Consider the following 23673-nt stretch of genomic DNA (forward strand, 5'->3'; position numbering starts at 1 on the left):
GATTGTTTTTAGTTTCGAAACACGATACCACAGACACTGTGTATTTAAACAGTATTAAATGTAAAACATTTAAGAAAGTGATTGATTTAAAGAAGATCAGGGAAGTAAGCACACAGAGCCGCATGCTTACTTGGTAGCACGATTTATCGGGCAGTTGATCGCAATAATGCGGCTTCCATCACCTGAAATACGCTGGTGTTGTCAACGTAGTTACCATTCCAATTATAATGCTCGCCCCAAAGCTGCCCAGCTTTTGGATCTGTGCGAGAAAATTCCTTAAATCTGTCAGCACCTTTACCCAGCACCCAAAGAGGGACTAACTCATTGGTATGGTTACGCGAAGCCCATTGATACCCAGGGATATTACCTTTACCTCTGTTTTGAACCGCTAAAAAAGCATTAAATTGATCTTCTGCTGGGTTAAAGCGTGCCGTTTCTAAAGACTCTTTACTTCTATCCATTGCAACTGCACCACCTTGTCCATTTGTCCAAGTGCCCTCTCCCCAGATCCCACCACATTCGTGATCTGAGGTGATAATCAGCAAGGTTTCGTCCCAACTAGAATTGGTTTCAACCCACTTGATTACTGCGTCCACAGCTTGGTTGAAGTCGACTTGCTCTTCGATGAATCTCGGCATATTGTTGGCGTGTCCCATCCAATCCACTGCACCACCTTCAATCATGGCAAAAAAACCATCTGGGTCTTGGTTCAATACATTTAATGCCCCCAAGCTCATGGTTGCAAGGCTTGGCACGCCCTCGTTAAATGCCATCCCTGAAGGCGTATTTGCACTATTTAAACCAGCTCGACTCGCTTGCAATGTCGAACCTGAACGGACAATCCCGACGACGCGATCAGGAAGAGACTCTCCTTGCGCCAACGCTTCAAATTCAGGTTTAGACTCGATATACGCAGCAGCACTTCCTTTCTCGTTAGCACGTAACGCGTTATATGTTTGCTCACCGCCCACGTATTTGTATGTTTGCTTGTCTTGCGGTTTTAACTGTCCGCTGGCGTCATAAATTGGGTGTCCAGCTCCCATGATCACCGACAGGCCAGAGTCTTTCATTTCGTTGAAAATCTCAGCGTAATTATTACGAGACACATTGTGTGCCACCGCAGCAGCAGGCGTCGCGTGAGAAACCATCACAGATGTCACAGTACCCGCAGATAGCCCCTTTTTCATTGCAATTTGCGCAATCGTATCGAATTGCTCGCTATTACTCCAATCCATATTCACCCGACCAACCGCGGTTTTTCGGCCACTCATTAATGCCGTACCCGCTGCGGCACTATCGGTATAAGAGGTATAACTTCCTGATTCGGTGTAGTCATTTAACATCGCATTTTCAAAGCGCTGCCAACGGGTTTGCGGATCATAGCCTTGCTCTACAGCACCTGCTGCTGTTGATAAATCTGCACCTCTGGCTAACGTATTACCATCTTCATCCACTAAATTTAATGCGCTATGTGCCAATCCAAAAACCAGAGGTTGTGTCCCATCAGGACGTGTCACCTGGTAAGTTTGTTGACCCGCAAGGCCTTGATAATAATCGGCTGCTAACCACCCATTAAAGCCAATGCCATCTGACACCATTAAAATAATATTTTTAGGGCCACTTGGCTCTGTTATTTCTTGTTTTTTATTAGGTTGTATTGCACATGAGGTTGATAACATCACTGTGGCAATTAGCGATAATTTAAATAATTTTTGCATCTTAATTCAGTCACTCAGTTAGTTAACAGCTGAAAAATATACCAATGCGCTGCTACCTTTTTGAGACACATGCGACAGAGCGTATAACAAAACAGCTGAAATACGTTATGTTATAAGATAACATTGTCACCGACTAAGTTGATAAAAATATTTCATCGCTAAATTTAGGAAAATAACTAAATCAACATATTTAGTGCGTTTAACATCCATTTTCGATATTAAGCGCCGAAAATGAGAGGAAGTTACGTATAAAACACAGTTCATCAAACGCCGTTGAACAACAGAAAAAACCGCCACCATTAAGCATGATTTGTACCTTTTACGTGGGTTTTCGGTTCAACTGTAAGTTTTATGCGATAAATGCCAACAATGCAGTATTGTTATTATGTATCATCTAAGCACAACTAAAAATATTAAATTTCACTACCTTTACCTAGGGGATATACAGTGTTAAGAAAAACGCATTTGGCGCTAGCAATTTCAGCAGCCATGTTTCTGAACGGTTGTTCAGACGCACCAGAACAGCAACAAGCAACGCAAGTAGAAGCAACTGAATCAGCATCAGCAAACGCGGCCGCTGGCAACATTGCTCAAAACCCATTTTTCCAAGAGTGGAACACACCATTTGGTGCTCCACCACTTGGCGACATCAAAACAGCACACTTTTTACCAGCTTTCAAACAAGCTATTGTTGAGCACAAAAAAGAAATTGATGCGATCACAGAAAATGAACGCCCTGCTGATTTTGACAACACCATTGCAGCAATGGAGTTGGCAGGTTCAACACTAAACCGTGTTTCACTTGTATTTGGTAACCTTGCAAATACTGAATCAAACGATGAAATGCAGTCGTTACAGCGTGAAATTTCACCTATGCTAACACGTCATCGCAGTGGCATTCGTATGAATGAAGCACTATTCAAGCGTGTAGCTGCGGTATACGACAACCGTAAATCAGCACTATTAAATGCTGAGCAAACACGTCTACTTGAGCGTGTTTACAATAGCTTTGTTCGCTCAGGTGCAAAACTGACTGGCGAAGAACGTGCTGAATTTGCAAAAATTAATGAGCGCCTTTCTGCACTAACAACTGAGTTTGGTCAAAACTCACTGAATGACTCTCGTGCGTTCACTTTGGTATTAGAAGAGTCGGACTTAGCAGGCTTACCTCAAGCACAACGTGATGCAGCAGCAGCGGCAGCAGCGGCAAGAGACCTACCTGGTAAATACGTTATTACACTGAACCGTTCTAGCGTCCAGCCTTTCTTACAATTCTCTGACAGACGTGACCTACGTGAAAAAGCCTTTAAAGGCTGGGCTAATCGCGGCGACAACGACAATGAGTTTGATAACAAAGCCATCATTGCAGAAATCGTTGAACTTCGTGCAAAGCGTGCGCAACTACTAGGTTACAAACATCACTCAGAGTATGTACTAACTAACTCAATGGCAAGTAAGCCTGAGACAGCGATGGACCTACTATTAAAAGTGTGGGAACCAGCTGTTGAAAAAGCAGAGCAAGAGCGCGAATGGATCAAAGAGCTAATGGCTGCAGAAGGCGTGACTCATGAGCTAGAAGCGTGGGATTGGCGCTACTACGCAGAGAAAGTGCGTAAAGCTAAATTCGACCTAGACCAAGGTCAAATCGCTGAATACTTCGAACTAAACAACATGATCGAAGCACAGTTCTACACAGCTGAGCGTTTATTCGGTCTGAAATTTGTTGAGCGTACTGATATTCCAGTATACAACCCAGTTGTCCGTGTTTGGGAAGTACAAGACAAAGCAGGTAAAGCAATTGGCTTGTTCTATGGTGACTACTACGCACGTTCAACGAAGCGTTCTGGTGCTTGGATGAGTTCATTCCGTTCTCAGCAGAAACTAGCTGGTGACGTGAAGCCACTTATCCTGAACAACATGAACTTAAATAAGCCAGCTGAAGGCGAGCCAACGCTAATGAGTTACTCAGATGCAGTAACTTTATTCCATGAGTTTGGTCACGCACTACACGGTTTATTGTCAAACGTAACTTACCCAACACTTGCAGGTACTAGCGTACCCCGTGACTGGGTTGAGTTCCCGGCACAGTTATTTGAGCACTTCATAGCACAGCCTGAAATGCTTAAAAAGTTCGCGCTACATTACAAAACAAATGAGCCAATGCCAAAAGAGCTACTTGATAAGATCAAACAAGCTGGCACGTTCAACCAAGGTTTTGCAACTGTAGAATTTACAGCGTCTGCGCTAGTAGATATGGCTTACCACCAGCTAACAGATGTGAAAGATTTAGATGTTCGCGCATTTGAAAACAAGATCTTAACTGGATATGGCAAACCTGAAGAAATCATCATGCGTCACCGTAGTACACACTTCGGTCATATTTTCGCAGGTGGCTACTCGTCAGCTTACTACGCATACATGTGGTCAGAAATCTTAGATGCTGACGGTTTTGACGCTTTCCTTGAGAAGAAAGACATCTTCGATAAAGAAACTGCTGAGCGTTTATACCAGTTTATCTATAGCCGTGGTGACACATTAGACTACTTTGAAGCTTATGAAGGCTTCAGAGGCAGAAAGCCAACAACTGATGCACTACTACGTAACAGAGGCTTAGATTAATCTAGCCTGTTAATACAAGCCGAAGTCATGTACTTCGGCTTTTTTACTTATAATCTTCTTTATCCTATCGACCCGCTTTTTATTATCTACCAAGTATTTAACCAAACCAACCAAGCGCTTTACCACCGATACATTAAGTTATGTTATATTGTACCAAATAAACCCATTATTCTGTTGCTGCTTAGCTTCAAAACCAGAAACATCGAAGCATATTAGGAAAATTTAATGTCTATTCCAGTTACCATTTTGCACGGCTTTTTAGGTTCAGGTAAAACCACTTTACTGCGTAGTATACTTTCTCAGTCTGTTGAGCATGACTGTGTACCAGGCGTAGTTGTAAACGACATGAGTGAATTGGATGTCGACGGCGTTTTGATTAAAAACACCGAGGTCTTTGATGATGATAGTAATGACTTTTTTACCATCAGTGGCCACAGTATTAGCAGTGCAAAGGGTCTTAAAGAACTTAAAGTGGCATTAAAAACGCTGAAAAAAAATGCGCAACCACCTTGGATCATTATCGAAACTTCTGGCAGCAGCCACCCTTTGCCTTTGATTGAGTTCTTCAAAAATAATCGCGACTATGCGTTAAAAGGCGTTGTCACACTCGTTGACTCAACCTGGTTAAAAGACGATTACCAATTTGCACAATCGCTTGTGCCTAAATGGCAAGAAAATCTGAGCAATCAAATCAGAGGCATTGAAAACTTACTGGTTGAGCAAATCTTATTTTCTAACCAAATATTTTTGACCAAAACGGATAAAATAACCGCAAAAGCGGTCGAGAACATAGCGCAAGCACTGCACCCAATTAACCCTTATGCGGCCATCTCTGGGACGGCTTGGGGCAATATGGATGTGACGCAATTTCACCGATTTGAAGACTATAACTTCTTTTTAGTTGAACAGTTGATCACCGAGCTGCGCAGCACCGTCAATGCCCCTTTAACGCTATCAGGCAAACAGAATCAAAAAATTGTGTCTAAAGTCATTAGAGATGATCGACCGTTTCACCCAACGCGTTTATGGGAGGTGTGCCATAACCACTTAACCCATGGTGTTTTTCGCAGTAAAGGGTTCTTTTGGCTACCGACCAGAGATGAGATGTCATTATTATGGAGCCAAGCTAATGGCAGCGTTGGACTAGAATTTGTTGGATTCTGGCGCGCGCCCATTTTAAAAGACGAAAGCCATAATTTTACCCAAGAGCACTATGATATTTTAAAGAAGAAAGTCGATAAAATAGAGAGTCGATTTGGTGATAGGCGCTGCCGACTGACAGTCATTGGTCAAAAAGATGAGGCGTCGAGTTTCGTAAAAGCACTTGAAGCGTGTTTTTTAACGGATGAAGAACTTAATTTTTGGCGAAATGGCGGCACTTTTGAAGATCCGTGGCCAACCAATGTCGCAAAGATCTAATCTCTTTAACATGGCAGGAAGGCTAAGATACTTTCCTGCCCTTACCTACTGTGAGTTACCTGTCATCGTTACATCACGTTAAGCTTTGGCCAATGTACTAACCAACCTTTTGAACGCACTCTTGTATCAAAAACTGCCCTTTTCCTTTTTGGGTTATAGGTTAACTGCCCCCGAAAAAGCGACTCAAAGCCAAAAGCCGCAATGCATTCATATTGATGCTTTGTGACTTGAGTAATCGCGACTGCCGTTTCTTTTTCAGGCCAATAGCTCATCGCATGCAAGGTGCTGGTGTATGGCTCATCTTGATTTTTAATATGCATTCGAGCCTGATTACGCACTTGCCAGTTAAGCTCAGGCATGCAATTAGACAGCTGTTTTTCATATTTTAAATACCGATTTGAATCGGCTTCATCAGCATCAAAATAAACCACGTCCACATCATTCAAAGGCGTAAACTCACTAAAATCATGGAGTGAGTCCCAAATTAAATTACGCACAAACCCTGCGGCTATATAACATTGTGGCAATTCTAACTGAGCAACCGCATCAAGTGCTTTTAGCCTTATAGGGTCTCGTTTAACCAGCTCGATAACCTTATTCATCTCGGCTCATTAAATGTTTTAAAACATCATAGTAAAGATAATCGAAGTTTTTGCCTATTAACTCTTTTAAATTAGCAAGTCATTTCTGGTCTAAAGCTGATGCACCCAATATGGCTTATGTACTACTAATACTATAAAGGCTCCCACTCGAGCGATAGCGTATATTGTGTTAAGGGAAAAGCGCAGAGGAATTATTAAACTGTTAGTTAGGATATATTCTAACCCTTACTCTTTGAAGTAATTGGTTAATCATCAGAAGTCATACGAAGAAGTACGAGTGTATACCACAATCACACCAACGTAACTTAATAAGGGAGCTTAACTCCCTTAGATTGTTTTTGTGTAATTAGAACTTAAAATTAGAAGCTCTCGCAAGAGTTATAATACGGTGTACCTGTGATATTTTTACAGATATCATAACCTGCGCCGCCATAATAAGAGTCACCAGCAGTGCCGCCGTCTAGGTAATCATTACCATTTCCGCCAAATAGTGTATCCGCTGCCGTTTCGCCATATAATTTATCGTTACCGTTACCACCATAGATTACGTCAGCACCCGTGCCACCATAAAGACGGTCGTTACCGTCATAACCATAAATGATATCAGTACCTGTGCTACCAATGATAATATCATCTCCACCAGTGCCATAGTGTGTGCCACGCGCTTCAGCAGAGCTTGCAAAAGAAGCCGCAGCCATCGTACCTACTACCATAAGTAAATTTACTAGTTTCATCATTTTTCCTTAATTATAGTTGATTGTTTTTCTTGCTTGTTTGGAAAACTAATCCCAAATCCTGTCTATTCTGCTACCGACTACAAAGCAGCATTGTTTAACTGTGATATCAATTTGAATCATCACGTATATCGCTATGCATCAAACGTAATTTTGTTATTTCAGTCTCGTTTAAGGCATATCTGGAAAGTGATTTAAGTGCATACAGTCGAATGGGAGGTGGCTCATTTTCATCATCCACTACTTGCCAAAGCACACTGCGATTTTCATCTGATTTAAAAGGGCTGTCTCCCAAGGACATGACCGCGCGCGCACGTGTATTAACATCCGGATCGGTCAAAGCCAATGTTCTCACGCCTTTTAAATCCTCATTGTTGGTCGCCCATTGAGCCATTTGATAAACCCCGTGGCGACGCACATTTTTATCTTCTGCTTGTACTACTTTTGACAAGGTTTGGTGTACGCGTTGATAGTCTTCTGCTGAACTTGGAGCTGGTTTTAATGCCATCAAAGCAAACTGCTGCAGATCAGAACTGAGATCATTCCCGGCATCAATATGTGCCAACACACGATCTCGTGTCTCACCTGTGACTTCGTCCATTTTCGCTAGGAGCAACAGGCCAGCTGATCTTGCTTGCTCATCATTCGATAGATCCAGCGCCATATCGAGCGCCGCGACTTGCGCCATTGGATGCCCTGACTCAGATAGCACCGCACTGAGCTCCCTGCCAAGCAAGCTATTTGGGTCATGGATAAATATATCAATCAATTCAGTAACTAAATTAGGATCTTGCTCAAGCAACATCAAAAGCTGTGTACGCATTGCGATATGCTTATTACTCGGACCCATAATGGCATGCTTAAGAGGTTCGGGGTTATTTATGATGCTTGCTTTTAGCTGTTCTAAGGTATCACCAAGCTTGTCACTTGCTGTGATATTCAAATCGTTTTTTAACGTGGTATCTTTTGTTTTACTGTCGGTAGATGAAACTAACCTCTGATCTTGCAATTGATTATTTTCGCTGCTGTCAGATAAAAAATCAGTTTGAACGATTTTTTTTTGCCCAGACTTTTGTGGTTCTGATTGATTTGATTTTGATGAAACACTCAGTTGTGAAAAATAAATACCTACTAACAAAATAAAAATGACTATCGCAACTAGATATCTATTCAAAAAATGCTTTTTATGCAGCATCCTAACACTCTTTTATTGTTTTATTTTTAAGCTAAATTAAATGACTTGCGTGACGGTTACGTTGCATAAAAGAGAATGTTTTTTGACCAGAAAAGCCTTTAAATTAAGAAAAGAAGTTTAGTGAAAATACAGCTTTTACGTAGAAATATAAGAGCAGAAATGTGAAAAGACTGACCTTAAAGAGTCAGCCTTTATAAATAAACACGGTGAAAATTAAAACTGACAGAGCCGTTACCCTTACTCCCCTGCACCTTGTAAGCGAACGACCACAGTGCCTGCAATCTTGTCATGAAAGCCTTGTTTTTTAGCATCCCAAGCCACCCAAAAAAAGCCAAGACCAAAGGGAAGCATTGAAATATAATAGGCAACATACCTAATAATAGACTGCTTTTTAGACAAGTTTTCTCCTGTTTTTTCATCAACAATTTTCGCTTTAATCACCATCTTTCCAGGCGTTGCTGATTTATAAAGCCAGAACAAAATAATAACAATCAGCGGGAGAATATAACTTATTAAGAAGTCCGCTGTTCCATGCATGATATCCGTGGATTGCCAATATGCCTTACCATAAATCATGTAAATTAAAGGCACTGTGAGTAACATAAGAAAAACCGTATCAATTAGGCTCGCACCAAAGCGAGCCCAAAATCCAACATAGCTTGGGCGTTCATTCTCAATTTTATTCATAAACTAAACCACTTCAAAAGAGTAGGATTTATCATAGCTACCCATTAAAAGAACTACTAGTACTAAATCCCACTATGATGCTACATATACCATAAAAAAGCCGCGAAAAGTCGCGGCTGTATTGGTGATAATGCACTCAATTCCATGGTGCTCATCCATAGCAAAAGAAAGATACCATAAGAACCCAATAGTATTGGTGCTGCATCAGCCACACCAATCGCTCAATTAAATTGTGCTCACTCAACCTCTATATTAATCGTACAATCTTCAAATAACATCGGGGTATTAAAAGTTGTAGAGTAAGACTCAATTCTGAAGATTCTTAAACCACAGCCTTCAAAACTCTTTAGCTTAGGCCCAGATCCTCTTGTATTATTAACATTAAGATTTACGCCAGCCTTTTGACCAAACGATATATAGCCCAGCTCTAAATTAGTTGAGTGTGTAACCTCACCAATGATATTCAACGCAACATTTATCTTAGGGGGGGTATAACCAAATGTGAGAGTATCTTCAGGCCCGCATTCTTCACCAATTTCTTGCCAACAAGCAGAGAAGCCTTGTGAGTCATTTGACAGCAACTTCAAACGATATTGAGTCGACTGAACTTGAGCAATAATAACACCGTCAATTAGGTTTATAGGGTAGACGATTTCACCATCTATACTAGATATGGTTAATATACTCGCATTAGTCTGTATATGCTTATGGAATAACCATTGCCTTGGCTTACCATTATGCTTATCGTTCACAATTAAGCCGTCTAAATGATGTGGCTCAAAACCATTTAGGCTAGTGTTTGGTTTAAAATCATATGCAACAAAGTGTTTTCCATTACCACGACCATTAAGATCAAAAACATCTAGGTATATCTTACCCTCATGTATCCCAAGCACCTCGAATTTACTAGACTCTCTCAGCTCACAACCTTGTGACTCAGGATCACAATGAGGATCTGCTTTGTTCGACTCTATATCGTATGGATGAGATACTGATAAAATATTATTCGCAACAGATGCCGTTTTTTTAGTCACGCCATCGTTATTTACAACTCGGCCATCAGCAAAAATATCAAATCCGTCTCTCCCACCTAATGTTCGATACTGACCAACTACATCTGTAAACGATAGGGAAGATTGCGCTTTAAATAAAATTCCTGACCCATGACGTAACCAATCGTCTTTATACGCGCCACCATTGAGTTCACTCATAGTATCAATCGTAAACGCAAATCCACCAGCACGCTCCTCAAAAAGCGTAAGCTCAGCAAAGTCTGCTTGACTCACCGTTGTTAAAGTTAATTCACCTTGTGAATTAAGCTTCCAGTTAAGCGCTTGAGACGCCTCTATATCAGTGCCAAGTCCTGTGATCATCCTGCCGTTGTTATCAGCATCCATTTCCAATATCATGGTTTGCTGGGCCTCAGACACGACTGGCCACTGCATTGAACCTGTTTCAGTATTTAGTTCAAGTTCAAGACTATTCCTTGCATAATTTCCGTATGTCAGATACCAACGCCCTACAAGTGAACTCTCTTCCACTTGAAGACTGTCTATATCCGCACTGTTTATGACCTTTCTTTTTTCTATTAGTGAAGATTGATAGTTTTTAACCTGCCGCCAACTTAAGTAGGTACCATCTTCTTCGAAACTTAGGTCAAAACCATTGACTTCAATCAGCGTCATTTCATCCAATTTAACGATTACGGGATGAATGCCTGATAGGCGAGCCTGATAATATTTATCTCCGGTTTGCGTCAATGAGAAAGACTTAATTTCATCTAAGCCGTACAAAGTCCCGCGATGCTCATCATCAATTGTAAAGTAACTACTGATTGGTACCTCATGATCAAAATCCTCAACAAACAAAAAGCGTCCAGTCATTACTTCATCAGTGTAAAACTCAGTATGTATAGTGCAATCTTCTGTCGGTTCATATACAACATACTTTGCATAAGTCCTTTGGTAGGTATCAAAATACCCTCCACAACCACTCACTTTACCAATGAAATGCCCCTCATCCGCAGTTAATTCAATGAAGAAACGCGCCTCGTATTGAAATAGGTCAGTAGAAGCCTGAACAACGCCTTTTCCTGATGTCTGAAAATCTATATTTAAAAAAGGCTTAGCATATGAAAAGTCATATTGATTGGTAGAATCACACTTCTGCCCCTCCGAATAGTGGCAGATTGCTATCCCATCAAGCGTTTCATTTATAATTTGGAGATAGGACACATCGCTCGATATCACATCGATTAACTTAATAACCTCCCCTTGCAATTGCGCGTAGAATTGCTGACCGTCAAGCACAATAATATTTTTACATTCTGAACGGTGAACGCTATTACTAGGGCATGAGGTAAATGTATGAAGATGACTAACGCCTTCTTGCGTCTGCGCATATAAATGCGTCTCAGCATTGTGCCTAGCTACCAACTCATCTCGCTCAAAAAACAAGCTATCAAATTGACCGAGTACCCAATCCTTTTCAGACAACTCAAAAACATGTACAAACTTATTATTTGTAAAGCTTCCTTCACTATCTCCAACTTGCTGGCGAACCTCTACAGCAATTTTATCTTCATGAACCGCAAGTAGTTTATAACTGTTTGTTGAGCTGATCTCGCAATTTGGCAAAGTGATATCACACCATGACACCGAACTAGAGTCTAAGCTGTAATTGTAGCGATTCAAAATACCACTTTTGAGCTCCCCCTCTTTGTGCTTCGCCCATCGAAAGTGATATTCATCATTTTCGTCAATGATAAATTGGCTGCTAGCATGTTTATGCTGAAACAGTTGCCAAGTGCGTTGATAGTTAATGTCGGCAAAGCTGATATCTAGCGCCTTAATCATAAGCGCTTGTGTAACTTCGATTGAATCTCCTGAACCTGAATTAACAACCACTTGCAGGCCAAGTCCAAGATTGCGAACTAATTCAATGTTTAGAGTATATCTATCGCTATCAATATGTAATGTGTTATCAACAATAGACCACTGCGCATCTGCACCAATAAAGTCTAAAGTGGCTTTATTGTCATCTCGTAATGTCATCGTAAGATAATGCTGGTTTTTATATTCATCACGATAATTAAGTACCCAACTGCCATGAAATTCATGGGACTGAGGTAATTTTTTGGTCTTTTCTTCAAACAGTTTAGCGACCATATCAATGCGTGTAGGCCCACCCAGCGCAGCCTCTGAATTGTAAAAGGACGCAGTTATTGAATGATAATGTTCTCCACTATCAAACAGAGATAACTTTAAATGCTTGCTTTTAAAGTCAACTAAACGTTGATAATCACTACTGTATGCAAAAAACTCAGAATTAAGTGATATCTGAACATCTGTACCATCTAGCCACCATCTAAATGGTATTTCATCTAATGATACAAGTGTCCCTGTGTTGTCTTCATTGAAGTTGAGCTTAATAGCCAAACCATTTAAGTAGCCAGATTCGACCAAATAATAGCTACCAATAGGAGAAAACTGGTCATGATTGACCAAGGTGCTATCCGCTTTAATTTCTTCTTCTATTTGCGGTAATAATTCGGGAGTTGTTGCTTGCAATGACTCAATCATTGCTTGGGAAACGCTATCGTTTTGCGCCAGTTGCAGCGTTGTGTCAATGTTTTCTGGCAGTTCTACACCATAGTCAATAACCGACTTGATTAGAGATGACAATGTTAATAACTCATTAGGGTCAATACTTTGGCGAGCTTCTAACAGCGCTGAATATGATGAAATAACTTCTGTATCTCTTGCTATAAGTGCGTCTTCAGCCGTCGTCACGTTGGTTATATTAACATCAAAGTATTCATCTGCATTCAATGATAAATCTTCGCCAGCTGCGCTTTTGAGTTGCTCGACAGTACCAAGTTGTGAAACCAACTCGACGTGGGCTTGCGCACCCGTACCAAGGGCTCTCAGTTTTATAAGCTCTTGGGTTTTCGACTCATCCACTTCAAATTGTAATGTATAATCTCCGTCTTCATTTGCAGTAGCTCTGAAAGTTTCATCACCAACTTTAAGCTCAACTAATGCATGAGGGATAGGTGCGTCAGTCACTTTACCCACAATTGCTAAACTTTCTTTGATTGGTGCCAACACCACAATCTGTGTTGCGCTTGACTGAGCGCCCTGATCATCAGAAACCGTGACTGTAAACTCAATCTCATGTTCAGATTGAATATCAGAACTGGTTACTAACAAGGTCGCACTATCAGCCCCTGACATTGCTAACTCTAGCTCAGAGTTATGTTGCCACGTATAGCTGGTTACTTCGCCATCAATATCAGTTGCGTTAGCGTTTAAACTAAAAGCTGTTTTTTCAAGTGCTTTATCCGTGCCTTCAACAACAACACTTGGGGCTTCATTGGGCTCAGCGAGTAACTCAACTTCGAATGTCGCAGAAACAACGTCATTATTTATATCCGTTATCTGCACAGAAAAGTTCACCAAAGTCGTTGTTTTTATATCTGGTAAACTCACTTTAAGCTTGGCAGTATCGGCATCTGTTAAAACAATTTCTAACTCGGAGTCATGCTGCCATGATATCTGTGCAATATCAGCTGATGGCAATGTAGTAACAAACTCTAATGTAAACTCAGTTTGCTCTATAGCTTGAGTGTCCCCGTTGATGTGAACGGTATGGGTAGGTATAGGAGGCGCTACAAGTTGTGGCTCGTCTATGAACAACACGGTGTGTGTTGCAATCGATTGTGCACCATCATCATCAACGACCGTCAGGGTAAACGCTACTGACTCATCTTTATTTAACTCGGCACTTTTAATTGAGATTTGATCGCTATTAATGCCATCAACTTCTAATGCATTACTATCAAAGCTCCAATTATATGACTGAACCTTTCCATCCGTATCAGTTGCTTGCCCTGTTAATATAAGCACCTGCTTTTCTAATACTTCTGAATCACCAACAATAGCAACGGTCGGTTTATTGTTTTGGGCTCCTAGCGATTCATTATTTTGGGTTTCTGAAGTTTCATCCTTCTGGGTATCAAGCGTCACATTACTGTCTGTGCCCGAAGTTTCACCCTTTTGTGTTTCAAGCGTTATACCTGCCGTTTCATTTTTAATTTGGGTAGCTTTAGAAGCGCTTTCTGATCCCCCACATCCAAGAATAGATGTCGCAAAAACCATGGGGACCAAAAGCTGCATTGTATTTTTTAACCTGCTACTTCCTTCTGAAATCGAACTATATAAAAAGTTTTTCAGCAAAATAAAATTCCATATCAACTTTAATTAAAAAAACGGGACAATAATACCAGAGTAATTTTTAAAATATAAATAATATGAGTTCAAGAATTAATATATGGGCAATAAGCAATCAAAAATATGAAGTAAAAGGATGTGAAAATACAATTTATGAGATGTCATAAATTAAATCGTGATTGTATGTTTCAAGTAATGAAGTTAGAAAAATGACTATTAACGGTGCTGGCCCATATCTGAGCCTACAGTTTCGATGAATAGATTTGGATTTTATCTAGTAAACAACCATGAGCTAAAGTCGGACGACCGTTCAAGCTCGTTTATGGGCAGAGACGCGTAAGAGATGAATGACAGCTGTGTGCCAGAAATAGTCGTTTTTAACGTCCTGATAGGGAGCTGATAATGTTTGGCTAAAATGTGTAGCGAAGCGAAACCGATCCAAACGTTAGCAGCCCGCGTTTAAACAGCTTGTTATGTTTTTATACGCCTTAACTTGAAAAATTAAAAGATGAATTAAAACAAAATATTGGTTCTAAATCTATGTACGGTTCTGGTGCCCAACATTGATCGCGAAATTTCTCATATACATCTCGAAATGGTGTTGGCGAGAGTCCACTTTCATCAACCATAATTTTAGAAAAATCCTTTGACTTGATGACAATATATAAGAAATCAGCGTCTTCTGTTTGCTCGATGAAAGTGGAGTCCCAAAAGTAGCCTTTTTGCTCCATCTCATTTCGCGGATACTCAATGTTTTCTCGCATGAAAGAAATCAAATTCTCAAGATGTGGACGTGAACCTGGATTGAGTTTGATTCTTAATAATTTGGATTCCAAACTGACTCCCTTTTGAAAACATAACGCTTGCCGTAAACGGCACAAAAAAGCAGGCTAAAAATTAGCGACGAATGAGCACAAGCCTGCTGTTTTGTGCCCACGGTTTTTCCATTACCCAATTTGGCAATTCAGTTTGAGATTTAACTGAGGCAAAAACTATATACAATAGAACCTGTGTATCATTAGGATCGATTTTGTTTAACTCTAGAGCATATCTTAATGCTTTCTTATAATCTTGCTGCTGAATAGCAATTACATAATCACCCTGAAGTTTCGTCCAAGTTTTAATTATATCATTAGCAAAACAAGAAGAACTAAAAAATAATGCCAGTATAAAAACTTTACGCATAACCCCTCACGACTGCTAATGCTTCGCCTAACCGGCAAAAAATGCTTGGCTACAATTAACGATGAAGGAGCTCAAGCCAAACATTTTGAGTCCTTTAGTTTAGGCGTTTGTTATATGCACATTACTCGTTATTAGAATTGTACTTTTCAATGAGGTCAGTTACATCGGTATAACCATCATCAGGGTTATTTTGTCCCAAAGAAATACTGAGATGAACTTTTCCATATTCAGTATCAAATTTTAGAATTTCAAACTGATCTAAATCTGTTTCTGCATACCTTTTCACAAGGTGTAACATTAACCCTAACTCTTCTTCACTTAACTTTTTAGAAGGCATAAAATTCCAAAAATTTAATTTATTAACGATTATTACAGAGAGAACAAATAGGACAGGCACTTTTCTATTCCTTTTCTATTCTGTTTTAAATTTAGAACCGAATTCAGAAGTGTATTCCAAGCCTAAGGGTTTTCTGAGCAACGAGACTAAAATCCGCCTTATAGCAGCAATAAATATAAATTAGGAATATATTCATTTTATTAAACATGAACAAGCTAGATTTATAAGCAAGGCTAAAGCTACTTTTTACTACCCAACCCCTTTATACCAATTCACGTCATTTTTAGCGGCATGTGCTCTTAACATAGTTTGCGAACCAGCAAAGTTACCATAGTGATTTCCAAAATTTTTTATCCTATCCAGCCACGTCGCTTCTTCGATGCTCAGTGATACTAAAATATTGGGCGTACACTTTGGTATGTAACCCTTTTTTTTGGGATGAACGTGTCGACCCGTCCAGTCCACTAGATCGAGATAATCTAACAAAGAGAAAGGTATTGTGTTTACATGCTCCCTCGCACCAAACGGTTTTAGTGATTTAGGTTGTTCTACTTGGCTCTTGGCTTCATTCAGATTAGATTTTTTTGCGTTTGCTTTGGTGTTTTTAAAGTCCCTTATACGCTCTTGAATCGAGGTAAAATCAGTATCCTCTAGATTATTTGCCATCTTGGCTCGGACTGGGTTTAAATCTACATAAGCCATACAGCTGAGTAATGCCGTCTCATCTAGCAAGGCTTGAGACTTGTACCGCCCTTCCCAGTATTTACCCGTGCAGTTATCTTCCTTATTTGCTTCTTTTGCTATGTATTCATTGAGATTTTTCATAAACCAGCTGATATCGTATAACCGAGCTCGCCACTTTCCAATCAGTTCCGATACAAGCAGTTGCTCTGCCTCACTCAGAGTATTACCGTTTCGCTGCTTATCTATAGAACAAATAGAAGAACAAATAGAAGAACAAATAGGACAGACACTTTCTGTTTTAAGGTTAGAACCGAATTAAGAAATGTATTCCAAGCCTAAGGGTTTTCTGAGCAACGTGACAAAAATCCGCCTTATAGTAGAAATAAATATAAATTAGGAATATATTCATTTTATTAAACATGAACAAACTAGATTTATAAGCAAGGCTAAAACAACTTTTTACTAACCAACTCCCTTATACCAATTTACATCATTTTTAGCAGCATGCGCTCTTAATACCGTTTTCGAGCCAGCAAAGTTGCCATAGTGAGTACCATAATTTTGCACCCTATCCAGCCAAGTTGCTTCTTCAATTTTCAGTGATACTAGAATATCGGGCACACTCTTTGGTATGTACCCTTTCTTTTTCGGATGGGCATGTCGACCCGTCCAATCAACTAACTCGAGGTAATCCAAAAACGAAAAAGGCAATGTGTTTTCATCCTCTCTTTTACCAAACGATTTCAGTGTTTTTGGCTGTTTGATTTGATGCACAGCTTTATTATTTTGACTAGATTTTTTTGCGTTTGATTTGGCGTTTTTAAAATACCTTATGCGCTCTTGGATAGATGTAAAGTCACTATCCTCTAGATTATTTGCCATGTTCGCTCGGACAGGGTTTAAATCTACATAGGCCATGCAGCTGAGCAATGCTGTTTCATCTAACAAGGCTTGTGATTTGTATCGTCCTTCCCAGTATTTACCCGTGCAGTTATCTTCCTTGTTTGCTTCTTTTGCTATGTATTCATTGAGATTTTTCATAAACCAGCTGATATCGTATAACCGAGCTCGCCACTTTCCAATCAGTTCCGATACAAACAATTGCTCTGCTTCACTGAGAATTTCGTCGTGAAGGTATCTATCAATGATAGGACTCCCCTTGTACAACTTATACCATCTAGATATTACCTCGTTATCTGACCAACTAAGTGCTTGCTGTCTATTCACTTTAACCACTAAATGATAGTGATTACTCATGATGGCATAAGCTGCTATATCAATGGCAAATACTCGACTTAGCAGTTTTACTCTTTCGACTAACCAAGTTCGTCTATGGTCAAAGTTTTTACCTGTGTACTTATCTTCTCCGCACAAAAAAGCACGGCGTACACACCGTGCTATCAAGTGATAATAAGACGTCGACGATAGATCTATCAGTGCTTTCCGTGCTCTTGTCATTCCTATTCAACTTAACTTAAAACTGGATATTTAAACAGTAGTTAAGCAACGTAATTTATGCAAAGAATTTGTGCCTGTCCAGCAAAAAAAAAGGAGGTCAGGTAATCTGGTTATCCAACTTTAAATATCCATATTATCAGCCAATATTGAACGACAAGTTCTGCTATATGGTCTAACTGCAGATCTTACTTCAACACCTTCGCTTCGAAGGTTGCTAAGGTGTTGAAATATCTTCGTTATCGTGAACCTGGAGAAAATATGAGAACAATAACTATTATACTCATTAGCACATTTGTGTCCGGATGTGCTCTACTATCTAAACCTACCGAAATAGATAATGAAAAAGTCTTAGGAACCGATGAGCCGAGGATACGAAGTTCAGAGCACCGCATGCTATTAGCTGACCCACCAAAAGCTGCGAAGTATTTCTCAGATTTTGCCATTATTGCTAGCTTGGCATATAACGATAATGAGGGTTGTGGTGAAGAAAAGTCCGAAATAATCAATGAAACTCAACTGAGAAAACCCTGGAAGAAAATATTTGACAGTCAGTCCAATAATTGCAGCCTAAGAGGTATGGTTTACCACATATGGGAATTAGAAGATGAAACTGGCACTTCGTTAGCAATTAGCTTCAGAGGTACCCAATTCACATCTCTAAGCGATTGGTTCTTTGGCAACCTGTCACCGATTACTCGATTCATTTTTACAGACCAATATGAGCTTGCACGTAACAATGTAGAGAAATTTATTACTAAATATAAATCGACCCACCCAGCGAATAAACCTTTAAATATCTACACTACGGGTCATTCACTTGGTGGGGGACTTGCTCAACATGTATATTATGCACGTACCGACATTAAACGAGTTTTTGCCTTCGATCCTAGCCCGATTACCGGGTTTACATACTTGGACAAGGAACAACAAAAACATGGGTGTAGTTGTGGCGAAAACCCAAAAGAAGCCAACATCTATCGTATTTATGAATCTGGTGAAGTACTCGCGGTAGTTAGGTTCCCACTCAAAATAATAAACCCTATTCGACGCCATATTCAAGAAGTCCGCGTCGGCTATCTTGATGGAAACTTCTTCACTCAACACAGCATGGATGAACTTGCATACGCGATTTACAATGTATCGCTAGAACCTAACCATACCGCTGACGACGTCCCTTGGTATGGAAACGAACTTCAGAAAAGAACTGACATTTTCGAGGGTTCACAAACTGAAGCTTGCCAATTGTCGAATACTACGCACACTTGTCCAGTTTTACCGTAACACGTTCAACAGGCAATGCGTTGCTTTGCCTGTGCATACAAAAACAGTCGCAATTTTTATTAACAAGTTAAATCGGTGGCCTAATAACGGACCAAACCCAAGGGGGCCAGAGTAGTTGCTTCAATCGAACAATTTAACGATTGAGACGCCAATCTTCAATGTGCGGAAATTACCCCGATTCAGCTATCGGCATAACTCTTTTTGAAACAGAAATAAGTTACACCTTTAGAGCCGCTTCAGGCACAAAGCAGCTACTCACTGGCAAATTAGATTCAATCTCTAAAGATCAGATCTTACATATCAAGTTAAGACTTATTCATATGAACTAAAGTAGAAGTAACCCGTTTTGTTACTTCTACCTCTGACTTCAAAAAAGCTTAAACTTCAAACTCTCCAACCATCTCACTTAATTGCTGAGACATCTCACTCAATTGACGGCTAGATGAGTTCGTATGTTTTGCGCCTGCTTCAGTTTGTTGAGAAACCGCCACAATGCCATTGATATTGTCAACAATGCTATTCATTGCATCAGACTGTACTTTCGCAGAGTTTGCAACGCCCTGACCAAAGCTTTGAATTTGCTTCACTGCACTGTCTATTTCCACTAAAGTTTGATCACATTGCTTGCTTGTTATCAAACCCTTTTCAGTTGATTCCTTGCATTTTTCCATTTCGCCTACCGTTTCTGACACGCCAGCATGTAGCTGCTCAATAATGGATTGAATATCCTCTGTTGATTCATGAGTACGAATGGCTAAAGTTCTGACTTCATCAGCGACAACAGCAAACCCTCTGCCCTGCTCTCCCGCACGTGCTGCCTCTATCGCCGCATTTAATGCTAACAAATTAGTTTGCTCAGCAACTTTTTGTATTACATCCAACACTTCACCTATTTGTGCTGAACTCTCCTCAAGCTTTTTTACTGACATAGAGGTCGATTCAACTCGCTGAGCGACCTGCTCAATCTGATGGGCATTATCAGCGATGTGCTGTTTACCTTGCTCAGTGAGCCCGCTTGCATTATCAATTAACACCAAAGCATTTTGACTCTGATCGAACACGCTGTTTGCAGACTCTTTCAAATCAAGCACCTTGTCTTGAACTGATTCTGTCTCTCTATTTTGTTGAGCAAGACCCAATTGAATTTGTTGAGTGACTGCTGATAATTCTTCAGCATGTGAAGCCAAAGACAGTGTATTCACATTGATGTTGTCGATTACTTGCCTAAACTGCGCATTGCTTGCGTTGAACGCAACTGCCATTTCAGACAACTCATCCTCACCGCGATGTTTCAGCTCAATGGTTAAGTCTTTTTGGCTTGCAACCAATGACATGGTGCGTGTCAGCTTGTTTAAGGGCTTAGAAATATTTTTCGCGACTACCCCTGAAACAATCATTAGCAAGATAATATAAAGTAGCAGTTCAAAAGCGATGAATATCAGTTCATCTTTATACGCGTCTTCAATATCGGTTAAGTAAATACCAGTACCGATAACCCAACCCCAGTCAGACTGGCGCTTGATATAAGACACTTTACTGGTGACTTCTCGAGAATTAGGCTTAGGCCAAGCGTATTCAACAAAGCCCGCCCCCTGCTTTTCTACCTTGTCCACGAATGCGCGAAATGCAAAAGAGATAAACGCCTCTTTATGGTTCGTCATAGACAAGCCATTTAGCTGTGGCTTGATCGCGTGGGCTACCATGTCCCCATTTGTATCGAATAAAAAATAATAACCAGAATCAGCATAGCGAGCGCTATTAACCAGCTGTTTAGCTTGAGCTTGGCGCTCTTGTTCACTCACGTTTGGAAGACTTGCGATTGCACTCACCTGTGAACTAAGTGTTTCAACAAGATTTATCGCTTGATCTTTACGCTCAGAGATCATGTTTTCTCTTAGCTTGTTAGCCGCTGAAAACTGAATACCTATGATAATTGTAATGGCCACTAAGGTGCCCAGTCGTAATTTATTCGCAACCTTTATGTTGCTTAGTAGTCGGTTGATGTTCAAAAGTACTGCCCTCAAATCTAACGAAGATCTACCTGTGCTCTGTGTAGAATATTTGTTCGAATCATACACAAAACGCAATACAAGAAAAGTAATTTTCAGCATCGTTCCAAAATGATTTTGATGAAAAATCGTACTCATCTGATTTGTATGGAAAAGAAATTGAGGCCCTATTTCAAGAACAGCCACCAGTAAGGCCAAAAACCAATATTTAAGTATTGGTTTTTAGGTTTTCATTAAAGGTAAAGATAAAATTACCACGATAAAACTAATGATTTATTATGTAAATAAGAAATATAAAACTCGTGTTTAAACGTTATAACTTTGCGCTATTTTTCCTCATGGGAGCCAAATTCAAGTGGAAGTGGAGCATTCTTTATCGCTCGTGTAAGAGGAATTCTCACACTGATGTTTATTCAGTATTAATCAATAATTATTGTGAACGAAAATCTCTTCAGACTGCCAACCTAATATTGATAGCAAACGAGGCAAACGGTATAGAAGCTCACTGGAGGAATATCAAAAAACCACTACAACATTTCTACTAAAATTCTAATGGCAGATACAACAAGCTTGGGATCATCCAGTGGTATATTATGACTGACCGAACTCGACACAAGATGCATCGAATTTGGATTCTCAACAATAAGAGATGCGTGCAAAGTCCGCCACACAGCTTTCCCTGCGGTGCTGTGCCCTATCCACCAATCGCTTTCCCCTTTCATACTAGATGAAACAATGACTGTAGGGATCATTGATATCTTGCCTTTGTCCAACATGGTGCTGTTAGTATATTGATGCTGTAATACCTGCCATTCGGCACTTTGGCGCATCATTTTATTTAAGTTTTGATTATCCCTTTGTGACCAATCGAAATTAAGTCGATTTAATTCTGATAAAAACGCTTCATGACTTGGGTCAAGCAATACCAGACCTTTGACCTGCTCAGAATATGCAGTCGCATATTGCCTTGCATGTAACCCGCCATAAGAGTGACCTAACAAAATAATATTATCTTGTATATTAAGTGTACCCAGTAAAGCCTTTAAACGCTTATTGGAATTGCGTAATGATACGTTCGATCTGGTTGTCGACTCACCAATACCCGCACGTGAGTATATAATTACGCGTTGATTCAGCTTTTTCAGCTCCGGCAATACAGGTAACCAATATTGCGTCCCCATACCAATTCCTGATTCAACTACAATGGTGAATTCGCCACTGCCAAAATCAATATATTCTAGGTAGCCGCCTTCAACTTCCTGTGTTCTGGGCTTTATATCAGCATGGCAAACACTACTAAAACAAAAATGAATAAAGAATAAAACAGCTGGAAATTTAAAAAACATTAAAAAGCACTACCTTAAATCAGTGTCAACTTGCTCTAAATCAGCGTAATTATAAACAAAAACTATCTCACATAAATACAATCCATAAACCCAATAACAATGGCTTTTTTCAGTTTACGACTGAATCCAGCGTTAACACCGTGTATGACACTAAATTGTTGAGCATTTAATAACTGTGAAATCAATAAGCAGCTATATTACTACCACCTTTTATGTAGATATCAAGCTGAATTACCTGATTATTAACCCTTAATATAGCGCGTTTATTACATCATCCATTGAATATGCTACAACGGGTATATGTGCTTTATCATATTCATATCTATCAAGCTCTAACTGAGAGAATCCAGCAGCAGCTAATAACTGCTCAAACCAGCTCACATATCTGGCATTATTAGGATATGCTGTCGCCGCAACCAAAATTACCCTACTGCTGAGAGTTTGATCCAATAAAAGCCTATCGTTAACTAATTGCGGTGTTACATCCCTATGCGCCCAAAAGCTACCATCAAAAGATACATGACGATGAAAATAAGGTTGCTGAGGGCTGTCTATCAACAGCGCAATTCCTACAAATAATCCCGTTAGAGAATGTCCCATCACAGTGCGATTCGTTTCGTCAATTGAGTAGTCCTTCTCAATGGAGGGTAATAACTCGATTGTTAAAAAGTCAAAATAGTCTTTGGCAAGTGGCCACTGCGAGTACATTTCTCTGTGCTGATAATCAGCATCTACATAATTTTCAATGCCTACAAGGATCACTTCTAATTGATTTTTATCTACACTATCCGCCACTGCCTCAAAACGCCACTCGGCATCAAGAATATAAATTACCGGAAACTTTCTATTAGGTGAATGATTGTGTGGTAAATAGAGTTTTAAGGGATAAGACACACCTGTATAGTGAGAGTCTATAGGCTCTAATTGTAACCTTTGCCCTGAAGTGAACTGACTTACCGTCTCTTGAGCAACCTTTTCTTGTGAATTTGAGCTCCCTCCACAAGCAGCTAACAAAAGTAAAGTGATAGATAGCAAACATGTTGCTAAGTAGCGGGGGTTAGAATATGCCAAAGATCATGCCTTGTTTAAAATATATGATGATTAGAACGTAATATAATACTTACAATATTTCAAAAAACATACATAGCTAGATGACAGTTCATAGTTT

17 protein-coding genes are annotated in these 23673 nt (G+C 39.9%); 3 read left to right on the forward strand and 14 right to left on the reverse strand.

The genetic code is table 11. The annotated features are described in order from the left end of the window. Positions 1 to 143: 143 nt before the first annotated feature. Positions 144 to 1718 carry an alkaline phosphatase gene (locus AC2CZC_RS20770; RefSeq protein WP_484583249.1) on the reverse strand — a complete coding sequence of 525 codons (1575 nt, stop codon included), beginning with the start codon at positions 1716 to 1718 and terminating at the stop codon, positions 144 to 146. A gap of 447 nt (positions 1719 to 2165) precedes the next feature. Here AC2CZC_RS20770 and AC2CZC_RS20775 point away from each other — a divergent pair, with 447 nt between their 5' ends. Further along, positions 2166 to 4337, forward strand: a complete 2172-nt coding sequence (locus tag AC2CZC_RS20775; RefSeq protein ID WP_484583250.1) for a M3 family metallopeptidase — start codon at positions 2166 to 2168, stop codon at positions 4335 to 4337. A 225-nt stretch (positions 4338 to 4562) separates the two neighbouring features. Further along, complete coding sequence (locus tag AC2CZC_RS20780) at positions 4563 to 5756, forward strand: CobW family GTP-binding protein (RefSeq protein WP_484583251.1); 1194 nt, start codon at positions 4563 to 4565, stop codon at positions 5754 to 5756. 68 nt (positions 5757 to 5824) lie between these two features. On the opposite strand, the gene AC2CZC_RS20785 is transcribed toward AC2CZC_RS20780, so the two are convergent. The 10 genes from AC2CZC_RS20785 to AC2CZC_RS20830 form a co-directional block, all read right to left on the reverse strand. Beyond that, on the reverse strand, positions 5825 to 6358 hold the full coding sequence (locus AC2CZC_RS20785) for a nucleotidyltransferase family protein (protein ID WP_484583252.1): 534 nt from the start codon (positions 6356 to 6358) through the stop codon (positions 5825 to 5827). 359 nt (positions 6359 to 6717) lie between these two features. Beyond that, on the reverse strand, positions 6718 to 7095 hold the full coding sequence (locus tag AC2CZC_RS20790; protein WP_284018721.1) for a calcium-binding protein: 378 nt from the start codon (positions 7093 to 7095) through the stop codon (positions 6718 to 6720). 106 nt (positions 7096 to 7201) lie between these two features. After that, on the reverse strand, positions 7202 to 8287 hold the full coding sequence (locus AC2CZC_RS20795) for a hypothetical protein (protein ID WP_484583253.1): 1086 nt from the start codon (positions 8285 to 8287) through the stop codon (positions 7202 to 7204). A 237-nt stretch (positions 8288 to 8524) separates the two neighbouring features. Continuing rightward, positions 8525 to 8974, reverse strand: coding sequence for an RDD family protein (locus AC2CZC_RS20800; RefSeq protein ID WP_484583254.1), 450 nt, complete (start codon positions 8972 to 8974; stop codon positions 8525 to 8527). Between the two features lie 236 nt (positions 8975 to 9210). Next, positions 9211 to 14151, reverse strand: coding sequence for a PKD domain-containing protein (locus AC2CZC_RS20805; protein ID WP_484583255.1), 4941 nt, complete (start codon positions 14149 to 14151; stop codon positions 9211 to 9213). A 542-nt stretch (positions 14152 to 14693) separates the two neighbouring features. After that, entirely contained in the window at positions 14694 to 15041 is a 348-nt protein-coding gene (locus AC2CZC_RS20810) for a DUF6176 family protein (RefSeq protein ID WP_484583256.1), read from the reverse strand. A gap of 61 nt (positions 15042 to 15102) precedes the next feature. After that, positions 15103 to 15390: a hypothetical protein gene (locus AC2CZC_RS20815; RefSeq protein ID WP_484583257.1), complete on the reverse strand. Its 288-nt coding sequence runs from the start codon at positions 15388 to 15390 to the stop codon at positions 15103 to 15105. 121 nt (positions 15391 to 15511) lie between these two features. Further along, a complete protein-coding gene (locus AC2CZC_RS20820; RefSeq protein WP_484583258.1) occupies positions 15512 to 15787 on the reverse strand; it encodes a hypothetical protein in 276 nt (91 codons plus the stop codon). Positions 15788 to 15976: 189 nt separating this feature from the next. Further along, on the reverse strand, positions 15977 to 16552 hold the full coding sequence (locus AC2CZC_RS20825; RefSeq protein WP_484583259.1) for a transposase: 576 nt from the start codon (positions 16550 to 16552) through the stop codon (positions 15977 to 15979). Positions 16553 to 16873: 321 nt separating this feature from the next. Then, positions 16874 to 17869, reverse strand: coding sequence for a transposase (locus AC2CZC_RS20830; RefSeq protein WP_484583260.1), 996 nt, complete (start codon positions 17867 to 17869; stop codon positions 16874 to 16876). Between the two features lie 258 nt (positions 17870 to 18127). Between AC2CZC_RS20830 and AC2CZC_RS20835 the strand changes: the two genes are divergently transcribed. Then, positions 18128 to 19150 (forward strand): Tle-like phospholipase domain-containing protein, encoded by a 1023-nt coding sequence (locus tag AC2CZC_RS20835; RefSeq protein ID WP_484583261.1) that lies wholly within the window; start codon positions 18128 to 18130, stop codon positions 19148 to 19150. Between the two features lie 377 nt (positions 19151 to 19527). On the opposite strand, the gene AC2CZC_RS20840 is transcribed toward AC2CZC_RS20835, so the two are convergent. The 3 genes from AC2CZC_RS20840 to AC2CZC_RS20850 all read right to left on the reverse strand — a co-directional run bounded on the left by AC2CZC_RS20840 (position 19528) and on the right by AC2CZC_RS20850 (position 23576). Further along, positions 19528 to 21096: a methyl-accepting chemotaxis protein gene (locus AC2CZC_RS20840; RefSeq protein ID WP_484583262.1), complete on the reverse strand. Its 1569-nt coding sequence runs from the start codon at positions 21094 to 21096 to the stop codon at positions 19528 to 19530. Between the two features lie 590 nt (positions 21097 to 21686). Next, a complete protein-coding gene (locus tag AC2CZC_RS20845; protein ID WP_484583263.1) occupies positions 21687 to 22505 on the reverse strand; it encodes an alpha/beta fold hydrolase in 819 nt (272 codons plus the stop codon). A 249-nt stretch (positions 22506 to 22754) separates the two neighbouring features. Then, the gene (locus AC2CZC_RS20850) at positions 22755 to 23576 is read right to left on the reverse strand and encodes an alpha/beta hydrolase (RefSeq protein WP_484583264.1); all 822 of its coding nucleotides are present in this window, start codon (positions 23574 to 23576) and stop codon (positions 22755 to 22757) included. Between the last annotated feature and the right edge of the window lie 97 nt (positions 23577 to 23673).

This window comes from Pseudoalteromonas sp. MMG033 (assembly GCF_057197785.1).